At 36.0% G+C, this 11,613-nt stretch carries 12 protein-coding genes and 1 tRNA gene; 10 read left to right on the top strand and 3 right to left on the bottom strand.

Annotated elements, in window-relative coordinates:
* The first annotated feature begins 48 nt into the window (after nucleotides 1-48).
* Entirely contained in the window at nucleotides 49-1,533 is a 1,485-nt protein-coding gene (locus E1171_RS17090; protein ID WP_155207270.1) for an MltF family protein, read from the top strand.
* Nucleotides 1,534-1,611: 78 nt separating this feature from the next.
* Here E1171_RS17090 and E1171_RS17085 read toward each other — a convergent pair whose 3' ends face one another.
* Entirely contained in the window at nucleotides 1,612-2,556 is a 945-nt protein-coding gene (locus E1171_RS17085; protein WP_281347215.1) for an MraY family glycosyltransferase, read from the bottom strand.
* A gap of 406 nt (nucleotides 2,557-2,962) precedes the next feature.
* On the opposite strand from E1171_RS17085, the gene E1171_RS17080 reads away from it, so the two are divergent.
* The 7 genes from E1171_RS17080 to lipA all read left to right on the top strand — a co-directional run bounded on the left by E1171_RS17080 (nucleotide 2,963) and on the right by lipA (nucleotide 9,105).
* Entirely contained in the window at nucleotides 2,963-3,520 is a 558-nt protein-coding gene (locus E1171_RS17080) for a hypothetical protein (protein ID WP_155207268.1), read from the top strand.
* 364 nt (nucleotides 3,521-3,884) lie between these two features.
* Nucleotides 3,885-4,526, top strand: coding sequence for a SirB2 family protein (locus tag E1171_RS17075; protein WP_155207267.1), 642 nt, complete (start codon nucleotides 3,885-3,887; stop codon nucleotides 4,524-4,526).
* Between the two features lie 4 nt (nucleotides 4,527-4,530).
* On the top strand, nucleotides 4,531-5,739 hold the full coding sequence (gene hflX, locus E1171_RS17070) for a GTPase HflX (protein WP_155207266.1): 1,209 nt from the start codon (nucleotides 4,531-4,533) through the stop codon (nucleotides 5,737-5,739).
* Between the two features lie 86 nt (nucleotides 5,740-5,825).
* Nucleotides 5,826-5,897 (top strand) — tRNA-Arg (locus tag E1171_RS17065).
* 259 nt (nucleotides 5,898-6,156) lie between these two features.
* Entirely contained in the window at nucleotides 6,157-6,924 is a 768-nt protein-coding gene (locus E1171_RS17060) for a hypothetical protein (RefSeq protein WP_155207265.1), read from the top strand.
* Between the two features lie 204 nt (nucleotides 6,925-7,128).
* Nucleotides 7,129-7,845, top strand: a complete 717-nt coding sequence (locus E1171_RS17055; protein ID WP_155207264.1) for a hypothetical protein — start codon at nucleotides 7,129-7,131, stop codon at nucleotides 7,843-7,845.
* A 372-nt stretch (nucleotides 7,846-8,217) separates the two neighbouring features.
* Nucleotides 8,218-9,105 (top strand): lipoyl synthase, encoded by an 888-nt coding sequence (gene lipA, locus E1171_RS17050; protein WP_155207263.1) that lies wholly within the window; start codon nucleotides 8,218-8,220, stop codon nucleotides 9,103-9,105.
* 59 nt (nucleotides 9,106-9,164) lie between these two features.
* Here lipA and E1171_RS17045 read toward each other — a convergent pair whose 3' ends face one another.
* Nucleotides 9,165-9,542 carry a hypothetical protein gene (locus tag E1171_RS17045; protein WP_155207262.1) on the bottom strand — a complete coding sequence of 126 codons (378 nt, stop codon included), beginning with the start codon at nucleotides 9,540-9,542 and terminating at the stop codon, nucleotides 9,165-9,167.
* Between the two features lie 465 nt (nucleotides 9,543-10,007).
* Between E1171_RS17045 and E1171_RS17040 the strand changes: the two genes are divergently transcribed.
* Together E1171_RS17040 and E1171_RS17035 are read left to right on the top strand one after the other, a co-directional pair.
* Complete coding sequence (locus E1171_RS17040) at nucleotides 10,008-10,562, top strand: RNA polymerase sigma factor (RefSeq protein ID WP_155207261.1); 555 nt, start codon at nucleotides 10,008-10,010, stop codon at nucleotides 10,560-10,562.
* Nucleotides 10,559-10,993 carry a hypothetical protein gene (locus tag E1171_RS17035; RefSeq protein ID WP_155207260.1) on the top strand — a complete coding sequence of 145 codons (435 nt, stop codon included), beginning with the start codon at nucleotides 10,559-10,561 and terminating at the stop codon, nucleotides 10,991-10,993. The genes E1171_RS17040 and E1171_RS17035 overlap by 4 nt, the downstream gene beginning before the upstream one ends.
* Nucleotides 10,994-11,069: 76 nt before the next feature.
* On the opposite strand, the gene E1171_RS17030 is transcribed toward E1171_RS17035, so the two are convergent.
* Nucleotides 11,070-11,613: carboxymuconolactone decarboxylase family protein (locus E1171_RS17030; RefSeq protein ID WP_222931531.1), on the bottom strand; the 544-nt coding region annotated here is incomplete at its 5' end.

The raw sequence follows: 11,613 nt of genomic DNA, 5'->3' as shown, positions 1-11,613 counted from the left end.
ACTACAAAAATGCCCGCAAGTATCTCCAATCCTTAAAACTCCGGACCTATGAAAGCTCTTAAAAATCAGCGATTTCAATCTTTCAATCTCCTTAAAAAGTTGGCCCTTTTTCAAAAAGTCCTTTTACTTACCTTAAGTCTGATCATCCTAATTGGATATGAGGCAGGAGCAGATAAAAACTGCTCTAACTCAACCTTTAATCCATCATTTATTGAAAAAATAAAAATTGATCTAGCACAAATAAAGGAAAGAGGAAAGCTTATTGCCATAATTGGAAAAAACCCAAACAGCCTTTTTCTTTATAAAGGGCGTTTAATGGGATATGAATACGATTTATTAAGCCTCTTAGCCCAAGAATTAAAAGTAGAATTACAATTCATAATTGCAGGCAACGAGGCAGAAGCGCTTTCTAAATTAAAGAAGGGAGAGGGAGACATTATTGCCTGTGACCTTAATTCAGTAAAGGATGACCCACAAATTAACTTCACCACCCACTACAAAGAAGTTAAACAGGTTTTGATACAAAGAAAGAATAAATTCTTGTGGGAACGGAATAACTTTAGCGTAAATAGAGATCAGAAAAAAAGCATTCCTATATTAAATGCCAAAGAAATTTATGTCACAAAAGGAACCAATTATTTTAATTTATCAGAAGACCTAAAATCTATAATTCCTCAGACAAAAATAGTGGAAACATCCTGGCAAGAAACTGCCTCTTCTTTAATTGCACGCGTAGCGTCCGGAGAGATCGATTATACCATAACTAATGAAGACATTGCCCGCTCCTATCGAGTTTATTATAATAATATTAAGATAGAAACAGAGGTTGGATTACCCAGAAAAAAAGTTTGGGCTATAAGAAATAATTCCCCAGAACTATTAACTGCTGTGAATCATTGGATAAAGGAAAACAGAAAAAAATCGCAGTCTATATACTTATACAATAAGTATTTTAAAAACATAAGAATTTCCCAAAGTGATTATTACTACCCCCTCACCAAAAAATTATCTCCATATGATCATTTAATAAAGGAAGCCGCCAAACAACTAAACTGGGATTGGCGATTGCTAGCGGCACAAGCTTTTCAAGAATCTCGATTTAACCCAAAGGCCATCTCTCCCGCAGGAGCCAAAGGTCTAATGCAATTAATGGATCCTACTGCTAAACTTTTCGGTGGAAAAGAAGTATTCTCACCTGAAGAAAATATACAAACAGCCATAAAATACTTACAATGGTTAGAAAAATTATGGAGCAAAAAAATAGTAAAGCCTGAAGAGCGCATTAAGTTTGTATTAGCCTCTTACAATGCAGGGCAGGGCCATGTGATTGATGCCATGCACTTGGCAGAAAAATTTGGAAAAAACCCATACACTTGGGAAGACAATGTAGCCCATTTTCTACTAAAAAAATCGGATCCTAACTACTACAACGATCCCATTGCCAAATCAGGCTATTGCAGAGGGAAAGAACCAGTTCAATATGTAGAGGATATTCTCAATCGTTTTGAACATTATAATGCATTAGTGAATTAGAACAAAGAGAGGAGCTCTAAGAATTTTGGTTTTTCTTCAAATATCTATTCGCCTAAAACAAGAAGAAGAGAAAGCCCCTTATTGAACGACATTCTCCATTAATGTCTTTTCATTTTTCCTTCCATTTTCCATCTGCTCATCGGACTTAATTTCAGAGGTAAGGGTCAATTTAGATCTTATTTCATTAGGGTCTCTCTCAAAAGGTTTAAAAAGAATAGTAAATGCTTTGTAACTTCCAACGGAAAGGGCTATTAACATTAAAACACCCAGTTCCATATTCAATGGACGGATTAGAAATGAGAAACCTATAAACACAAAATTTGCCAAGTAAATAACAGCTACTGCCATTTTTACTTTTAATCCAGACAAATGCAACAAATGATGTATGTGGGTTTGATCTGCTTGAAAAGGACTCCCTCCTTTTCGGATCCGTTGGTAATACACCCGAAGACTATCAAAAACTGGAAGCATAAGAATGGCAAAAACCACCACCATAAGGTGTTGGGGCTCCATATAGGAAATTAACCCCTCTGGCCCTGGAGAAAGGACATTAAAGGCAAAAACAGCCATCATAAAGCCTATAATCAGGGAACCGGTATCACCCATAAAAATTTTGGCAGGATTAAAATTAAAAAATAAAAAGGCCAAAAGGCTTCCACCAAAACTAAGCGATAGAGTGGCAAGAAACATTTCAGCCTTTAAAATAAATATTGTAAAAAAAGCCAAAGAGTTGATTAATCCAATTCCGGCCGCCAATCCATCCATTCCATCAATCAGATTATAGGCATTAATTAAACCCACAATAATTAAAATAGAGAGACTATACTGAAAAAAAAGAGGAAGTTCGCCAATACCCATAAAACCATGAAAGCTCACCAATCGAGTACCTCCTAGCACGGTCAAAGTGGCGATTAGCAGCTGAAAAATCAATTTTTTATTTGCCGATACCTCTTTTAGGTCATCTATCAAACCCACAAGGAACAAAACCATTAAGGAAAAAGATAAGTAACTCCAACTTTTCAATTGGACGGAATATGAGTTTATCCAAAAAAAGACAGAAATAAAAAAAACCAAGAAATATTCCTATCCCCCCTAAAGTTGGTATAGGCAAATTATGAAGTTTTCTTTTCCTTGTTGATACTTTTATCACAAAAATCCTTGCCTTTAAAAACAAATAGTCTTAAGAAATTGTCTTTATCCAAATACTGTCTGGTGGAAACCTTTGGGGAAAGTGGGGATGAGAAAAGAAAAAACATTATTATTTCATTTTTGTTTGTTAGCCTTTAACTGTTTTTTCAGTCCTTCTAATTCACAAGACAACTCTTTCAGTTTGCTTAAAAAAAACGACGACCCGAAGGATAATACTACTCAAACCAAATTGATTAAAAAAAACTTCTCACCCCAATGCATCTCTATTGACAGCCTAAAAATGCTTTACGGAAAACATAAAACTTTCCCTAAACAATACGAGACTCCCATTTTAATAGCATTATCATATTATCCTGAATTAAAGGAGGATCATATTGACTTTGTATTAACAAATTCTTCTTCCCCATTCTATTCAATTCCAAACATCAAGAGTCTACATAAAGGAAATAAACATTGGAAATACGTAATTGGAATAAGTAAAAAAGTAATACCGGGATACGATCACGCCCTCCTGGAAAACCTTCATTTAAATGCTCAGGTTGGTGTTTTGGGGCATGAATTGGCACACATCCTGCATTATAAATCACTAAAAAGAGAAGAAATCATTGCTTTGGGGATAAAGTACTTGTTTTCCCTGGAATTTCGCGCCCAATTCGAAAAAAACACCGATAGAAGAACAATAACGCAAGGCTTGGGTTGGCAACTTTATGATTGGGCAAAAACCCTCAGAAAAGAAGGCCGCCTTTATCATTCCCACTTATATATCAACAAGTTTTACTTAACCCCTGGTCGAATCAAAGGTTATATGTGGCAAAACCCACAATATGACTTTGATTAATTGATTTGTTAGAATTATTTCTGATCCCTGATTTTCCGAATTAAAAGAGTACAGGATCTATGGCTGAACTCAGCAAAATAAATAACTATTAACAAATTCAACAAGGTAAAATAGAAACCCCACAATTATTCAAATCAGAATAATCATGGTTAAAAATCCCTCATTCAATCAAAACCAGAGAATCATAGTGATTTTTTTTATTTGAGGGCATAATACCCTATTATTGTATTAAATTTTTAGGCCGCTTTGAATATTTCAACTAATAAAAAGCTTAAAATCAGAAATACCTTTTATTCCTATGTTGGTTTAAGTTAATTTTGGTTGATTTTTTCACTCAGCGTCAAAACTATACAGACGAAATCCTATGGAAACCGGAATGCTTCATTTGCATGTGACCGCAGTAACTTTTTTCTTATTTTTTCTGCTGATCAAAACATTACTACTTTTAGCAAACAAGGAAAATACCTTGGCCAAGATAAGGGAAAAAACTAAAGTGCTTGATATCATATTAGGAGTCACTATTTTATTAACCGGTGGCTATATGCTTACCTTAAAATCTGGTATTCCCACTTACATGGTAGTTAAAATCATTTTGGTGTTTATTGCCATCCCCTTGGGAATTGTGGGACTTAAACGTGAGAAGAAGTTGCTAGCCGTTGCTTCGCTATTGATCTTCGCCTATATTTATGGAGTAGCCGAAACTCAAAGTTATAAGTTCAAAAAAGACAAAGTTGTGCTTTCTACTCCAGAAAAAACGTTATCTAATGGAGGGGCAGAAGCATTAGTATATGGAGAAGAGCTCTACAAAAAATTATGTGTAGAATGCCACGGTGAAGATGGCAAAAAAGGGCTGTACAAAGCTACAGATTTAACAGAAAGCCAATTGACTGTTGGTGAACAAAAGCAAATTATTCTGAAGGGAAAGAAAGTAATGCCTTCTTTCAAGGAGTTGGATGAGGAGCAGGTAAATGCCCTTACGGGATATCTGCAAACGATGAGGAAATAATTAAATGACAAAAACTTTTTCTACTGCCGCTGCACAAGAAACAGCTGTTTTGGTGGCACTTATTCATAAAGATCAAAGTTCTTTACAAGCAAAAGAATATTTGGAGGAGCTGGCTTTCCTGGCAGAAACTTCAGGAGCCAAAACCCTCCAAACGTTTACCCAAAAACTGGAAAAACCTGATATTAGGACCTTTATTGGAAAAGGAAAATTAGAGGAAATCACCGCCTTTGTAAAGCATCATAAAGTGGATATGGTAATTTTTGATGATGACCTCTCCCCTTCTCAGGTGCGCAACTTGGAAAATACACTCAAGTGTAAAATTCTTGACCGTAGCCTGTTAATTCTAAATATCTTTTCGCTCAGGGCCAAAACCGCTCAGGCAAAAGCACAAGTTGAATTAGCCCAATACCAGTATCTATTGCCACGTCTGACTAAGATGTGGACTCACCTTTCCAAACAAAAAGGAGGTATTGGAATGAAAGGTCCAGGAGAAACCGAACTGGAAACGGACCGTAGGATTGTTCGCGATAAAATTGCTTTGTTGCGTAAGAAGCTCGATAAAATCGAAAAACAAAGCATTACCCAACGAAAGAATCGGGGAAAAATGGTCCGTGTAGCCCTGGTTGGATATACCAATGTGGGGAAATCAACCATTATGCGATTGCTGTCCAAATCAAATGTTTTTGCGGAAAATAAACTGTTTGCCACCGTCGACTCCACCGTTCGAAAAGTAGTAATCAATGAAATCCCATTTCTATTGACCGATACGGTTGGATTTATTCGAAAATTACCACATCAACTGGTAGAATGTTTCAAATCTACCCTGGATGAAATCCGTGAGGCAGATATCCTGGTGCATGTAGTGGATGTTTCCCATGAATATTTTCAAGATCAACTGGAAATTGTCAATGAAACCCTTTCTGAGATCAAGGCCGGAAACAAGCCAACAGTTTTAGTATTCAACAAAATCGATTTGATGCCTCAAAAACCAGAGCCTCAAAATGAGGATGAAATTGAAACTGAAGAAAGTGAAGAGCACCTGTTAACGCTTGAAAAATTGAAAGAAACTTATATGAGCAAACAGGACGACACAACAGTCTTTATTTCAGCGGAAAAGAAACAAAATATTGATGAATTGAGGGAGGCCTTTTTTTATAAAGTACAAGAAAAACACTTTACGATTTTTCCCAACTATTTGAAAAAAGCCTATTAATCTCTTACTTTCGGACTCTAATTTGGAAAATGGGGCAATACAAGTTTAAAAATTACTTTTTAAACGTTTTTCCCTATTCAACTTCTGGCCCCGTAGTTCAATGGATAGAATAGAAGTTTCCTAAACTTTAGATACAAGTTCGATTCTTGTCGGGGCTACACTTAACTTGCAAAAACCCTCTTTACAATTTGTAGAGAGGGTTTTTGTTTTTTATGCACAAGGTTTTGCACAATAAAGTTACCCATAAGAAACTTTATCTTTTTGTTTTGTCATTGTAGTTGCTCATGAATGGCAACCTTACATATTTATCAATTTCCTACCAACTTCTACCTTACCAAACTTTTTTGAAATCATTTTATGTTACCAAAGAGAATAATGGGTATAAATGCCCATTAGTGTGTGTTCTGAACTCTCTTTATGAAGCAATTCCAAAATCGGCTCATTAATCACTTTCTCCTTAGTTTTCTTTTGGTTTTAAGCTTTTTAATTTGCCCCAAAAAAGTTTATTCTCAAGAAGAGGAAACGGAGGAGGATTATACTTATAAGCAGGAATATTTATTTGGGTTTAGAAAAAGTACAGATGCTGGTTTTCTATCCGGATTTACCTTCAAATATGGAAATAATTTAACCGACCAGATATTTGAAATCTATGGAATAGAGCTGGTTAATATAAAGCATCCCAAGGAAGTTCGTTACTTTAACCCCCGAACAGGGGGAACCTTTATCTGGCAAAAAAGTTACTACCTATACTCCCTTCGTTTTCAATATGGAAGAGAAGAGGTACTCTTTAAGAAAGGAGATTTCAGAGGCGTACAAACCAGTGTCCAATTTGCTACGGGGCCATCCCTCGGCATATTGGCACCATATTACATTCTTTACCGGCAAGGAAGATCTTTTACCTATAAAAGTGTACATTTTAATCCTAATGAGCACACAAACCCATCCAGTATTGCCGGGACAGGATATCCCTTGCAAGGTATTTTTCAATCCAAATTACGATTAGGAGCTAATATGAAGGCATCAGTAACCTTTGAATTTGGTTCGGCCCGTGACGATGTAGTGGGCGTTGAAGTAGGTTTTCTGGTAGACGCCTTCCTAGGGAAATTGCCCATTATGCCTGTTAACGAAAATAAGAACATTTATCCTTCAGCCTTTCTCACTTTATTCTTGGGTTTTCGGAAATAGCTTTTACCCCCAGTATTTAATTAAAGTAATACTTTCAAAAAACTAAAGTCAGGGAATATATCACTTAATCACCTCAATATTAAACCTTAACAATTTAACCCCTAAAACAAACACTTTCCTCTATTTGTATAAAATACCAAACTAAATTTCGCCTTAATTTTTTTATTATTTAAATTGAACTTCTAAGTATGACAATTGAATTCTATGAATCTAAAAACCTGCCTCCTCCTTATTTTTCTTCTTTCACCCTTTTTATGTAAGGCACAATTGACCGATGATTATGAATATGATCGGGAATATATTGGTGGATTAACCACCAACACCAACAGTGGGCTTATTGGAGGAATTATTTTTAAGTACGGTAAAGCAATAAAACCAAATGTTTTTGAAATTTATGGAGTGGAGATAGTTGAAGTAAGACATAATAAAGAAAAGGCTATACCTTCTCCCCAAGGGGGTACTTTTGTTTGGCAAAAAGTAAATTACCTTTTTGCCATCCGAGGGCAATATGGAAGGGAATACACCCTTTTTCGTAAGGCACCACAACAAGGAGTTCAGATCAATGCAATTTTTGCAGGAGGCCCTACATTTGGTTTACTTGCCCCCTATTTTATCCGCTATAACTCCAATGAATTGGTTCCTTTTGACCCTTCTATTCATACCACCTATAGCAATGTAATTGGAACAGGGTCCATGTTGCAAGGCCTAAGCAATTCAAAAATTCGATTTGGAGCGCATTACAAAACTTCCCTGAATATGGAATTAGGTACTTTTAAAAGTAATGTGACAGGTTTTGAAATCGGCTTTATGGTAGAGGCCTATTCCAAAAGAGTTGAGATCATGTCGGATATTGAAACCATAAAAAATAACTTTTTATTCCCTTCCGCCTTCTTCACTCTTTATTATGGCCGCAGAAGATAAGCATAAATTGTTTATCATTTGATCACTTTAGTTTGTAATTTTGTCTGATTTTTGTTGAAGAGCTAAAAATCAAAGCCTTAGAACCTAATAAGTTTCCCTTTATCAGGGAACATTTTTAAAGGAATTGCTTGGTCAATTCGATCAGCCATTTTTAGTCAATTAAAAGTTCTTGAATCTTTTTTTGATTTTTTGAGTTCAATTAGGTTAGCTGTGATTAATGAAATTGTTCTTAATAAATAAAGTCAATTTCTATGATAAAATCTGGTTGTTGAGTTGGTAAAAGGTATAAATCTATTTATCCCCTCTATAACTTGCTCTTCAATTTCATTTTTGCTGATTGTCAGTAAAACTAATCATTTAATAATTAGACAGATGATTGAATTACCCGTCATTTCAGAAGAATCAACAAAACGACCCAAAAAACCCAATTGGTTAAGGGTGAAGCTTCCGGTAGGAAAGGAATATGCCAATGTTCGAAAAATTGTTGATAAAAATAAGTTACACACCATTTGTGAAAGTGGGAATTGCCCCAATATGGGTGAATGCTGGGGTGCTGGTACAGCCACTTTTATGATTTTGGGTAATGTGTGTACGCGAAGCTGTTCATTTTGTGCTGTGGCTACTGGCCGACCACCGGAATATGATGAAGAAGAACCTAAAAGAGTTGCAGAAGCTATCCAATTAATGGGGATCAAGCATGCGGTGCTCACTTCTGTAAACCGAGACGAATTAAAAGACCGAGGAGCTGAAATCTGGTATCAGACAGTGGTAAAAGTCAAAGAACTTAGTCCAGAAACTACCATTGAAACGTTAATTCCAGACACAAAAGGAAATTGGGATGCATTATATCGCATGATAAGTGCAGGACAGGAAGTAGTTTCTCATAACATGGAAACGGTCGAAAGCCTTTATCGAAGAGTGCGCCCGCAGGCCAAATACAAAAGAAGCCTGGAGGAATTACAACGAATTAAAGAATATGGCAAATCGGTTTCCAAAACTGGAGTTATGCTTGGCTTAGGAGAAACCAAAGACGAAGTCTATAAAATCATGGATGATTTAGCAGAGGTAAATTTAGATGTGCTCACTTTGGGACAATACCTCCAACCTACTAAAATGCATATTGAGGTAGCGGAATTCATTCACCCTGATTTGTTTGAACATTATAAAGAAGAGGGATTAAAACGAGGGATAAAATATGTAGAATCAGGACCTTTGGTTCGTTCTTCTTACCATGCTGAGAGACATGTGAATGTAAAATAAGGAAAAACCTCCTCATTTAAAATGAGGAGGTTTTTTTATCACTTGGGTCCGTAATTTCTCTACCTATTCTTCAAGGCTTTTTTTTCCTGGCTTTTAAGGATAAAGAAATAACTTAGAAATCCTCCAGCAATAAAAGCCAATTCAATGCCATAGGTCATTAAGGAATTTTCATCAAAACGGTCAAAACCATAGACATCAAGCCAAATTAACCCAGCACCTCCAAAAAGCATAATTAATCCCCACTTTAATGCATTCTCCTTGTTGGGCTTTCGATTAGACTCCAAAAGACTAAGTGTATCCTTCAAATTTCCCACATCTAAAGACCCAGAATTTAATACACTCTTTTTAAACTGGTAAGAAGTTATCGCCTTAATCACTATACTAATGCCATAAAAAGCCACGAAAATAATAAGTGCTGCAGAAATTCCTTCGGTCATGATATTTTTATTTAAATGAACAATTGTTTTCAAATTCACTCAATGAGACACTACCGGATCAAATAATGTTGCAGGTCTTTCCAATTTTTTTCAAAACAATAGAATGAATCACCCCAGTTGGCCTAAAAGCAACACAAACAATCATCCATAAGCCTAAAGAGACAGCATCAAGCCTCACCCTTCCAACTTTTAACAAAGAGCCTTTACTTTCTAATAAAGTACAAGCCTTTTTAGGAAGTAAATCTAGACAATCTATCACCAATTTAACCGGAACAAAGACTAATCCACACCTCCACAATTTTCTAAGACCACGGTTTTAACTTCATATTACATTCAATAACTATTTATTTTATCTGAACTTCTTATAGGATTACTCAAAACATAAAAATTTACTCTAAATAAAAAATCAAAAATAGTTACATTTAGCCTGCAACATTTTGAGAAAGTTTGTTGTCCAATGGCTTGATGATTGACGAAAGGACTTTAGTAGGAAGTATATTGAATGGAAATAAGGAGGCATTCAAATTGCTGGTAAACCAATATCAGCGTTTGGTTCTCCATATGGCCGCACGGATCATCCAGGATGATCATGAATTGGAAGATCTTTGCCAGGAAATCTTCATTAAGGTCTATGAGCAGTTATCCAAATTTAAGTTTCAGTCAAAACTTTCCACCTGGATTGCAACAATTGCTTACCGAACAGCCATCAACCACGCAAAGAAAAATAAACGCTCCTCAGCTGACCAACTCTCTGAGGATAATTTGCAAACGGCGGAAACAGATCCGGAAACACTGTACTCAAAAAAAGATATCACAAAAATAGTACATCAACAAATAAAAGGTCTTCCAGTACATTATAGAACCATTCTAACCTTATACCATCTGGAGGAAATGAATTACCAAGAAATTAGGAAAGTGACCGGACTTCCAGAAGGAACCGTAAAAAATTATTTGTTTCGGGCTAGAAAAATATTAAAGAAAAACTTAGAAAGTTATAGTCTTAAGGAGGAAATACTATGAAGTCATTTGATGACGAGGCAATTCAAAAATTGGTAGAGGAGCATTTAAAAGAAACAAGTGTTCCTCAAAATAAGTCAGAAGGTTTGGACTCCAGGGAAAAGGAACTCTATTTCAATCTTTTTACGAGTCTTGATGAAGCCCCAAACTTGTCTTTGTCCGAAGATTTCTCCAATCAGGTACTTATTAAAATTGAACGAAAGAATGCCATTAAACAATTCGCCTTTAAAGTTTTGTTCTTGATCAGCCTGTTATTGGTTGCCTCCTTTTGCTGGGCCATGCTGTATTTATACCAAATAAATTTGCCCCAATCCCTGCTACATTTAATAACATTTCTTCAAAAACCGCTTATTTATGCCGGATTCCTTTGGGGCATTGTAGAGATTAGTGATATTCTTTTTGTAAAAAGGCATACCTATACCCATTTGAAATAAAAAGAACCTAAGCTGAAACTTTTTCAGCTTAGGTTCTTTTACTTTTTCTCCAAAAGAAATAGAAACAACAACACCGCTAATACTGATGTTTCCCCACTGACCAACCTTGAGGCTTTAAATATTTTTCTCCCGATTCAACGGCTGGCATCTCCATTTCTGTTCCCATGGAGTCATTCCATCTGTTCAGAAACCCAAATAAGGCTACTACACCTAAGATCTCCACTATTTCCCCTTCATCCCAATGGGCTCTTAAATTCTCAGAGATCTGATCATCAACACCATTTGGAATACTGGAACTAGCCAATGCAAAATCCAGCGCTACCCTTTCAGCTTCAGAAAAAGCGGGATGTGTTTTATAATCCCATATATTTTCCAATTGCTCCTGTTCAGCACTATACCTTTCTGCCGCTCTTATCGTATGGGCCTGGCAATATTGACAACCTGCAGCATGGCTACTCACATAGCCAATCAGTCGTTTTAAAGCACTAGTCACCCTACCTTTATTTTCCATGACAGCCTTATTCATTTCGATAAAAGCATAGGCTATTCTTGGCCTAATGTGCATGGTTTTAACACTATTGGGACAAAATCCAAGGGTCTCATTATAAAACTCTACCAAT

Source organism: Xanthovirga aplysinae, from assembly GCF_009711365.1.
In the GTDB taxonomy this organism is placed as follows: Bacteria; Bacteroidota; Bacteroidia; order Cytophagales; family Cyclobacteriaceae; genus Xanthovirga; species Xanthovirga aplysinae.
The sequence above is the reverse complement of the archived record's forward strand: the minus strand, read 5'-3'. Positions and strand labels throughout refer to the sequence as shown.

What these genes read in the sequence shown, in the direction of transcription:
- E1171_RS17060 (WP_155207265.1), top strand. Translation starts at nt 6,157, where the DNA reads ATGAAGCAATTCCAAAATCGGCTCATTAATCACTTTCTCCTTAGTTTT.
- E1171_RS17035 (WP_155207260.1), top strand. Translation starts at nt 10,559, where the DNA reads ATGAAGTCATTTGATGACGAGGCAATTCAAAAATTGGTAGAGGAGCAT.
- E1171_RS17055 (WP_155207264.1), top strand. Translation starts at nt 7,129, where the DNA reads ATGAATCTAAAAACCTGCCTCCTCCTTATTTTTCTTCTTTCACCCTTT.
- hflX (WP_155207266.1), top strand. Translation starts at nt 4,531, where the DNA reads ATGACAAAAACTTTTTCTACTGCCGCTGCACAAGAAACAGCTGTTTTG.
- E1171_RS17075 (WP_155207267.1), top strand. Translation starts at nt 3,885, where the DNA reads ATGGAAACCGGAATGCTTCATTTGCATGTGACCGCAGTAACTTTTTTC.
- lipA (WP_155207263.1), top strand. Translation starts at nt 8,218, where the DNA reads ATGATTGAATTACCCGTCATTTCAGAAGAATCAACAAAACGACCCAAA.
- E1171_RS17040 (WP_155207261.1), top strand. Translation starts at nt 10,008, where the DNA reads ATGATTGACGAAAGGACTTTAGTAGGAAGTATATTGAATGGAAATAAG.
- E1171_RS17080 (WP_155207268.1), top strand. Translation starts at nt 2,963, where the DNA reads ATGCTTTACGGAAAACATAAAACTTTCCCTAAACAATACGAGACTCCC.
- E1171_RS17090 (WP_155207270.1), top strand. Translation starts at nt 49, where the DNA reads ATGAAAGCTCTTAAAAATCAGCGATTTCAATCTTTCAATCTCCTTAAA.
- E1171_RS17045 (WP_155207262.1), bottom strand. Translation starts at nt 9,542, where the DNA reads ATGACCGAAGGAATTTCTGCAGCACTTATTATTTTCGTGGCTTTTTAT.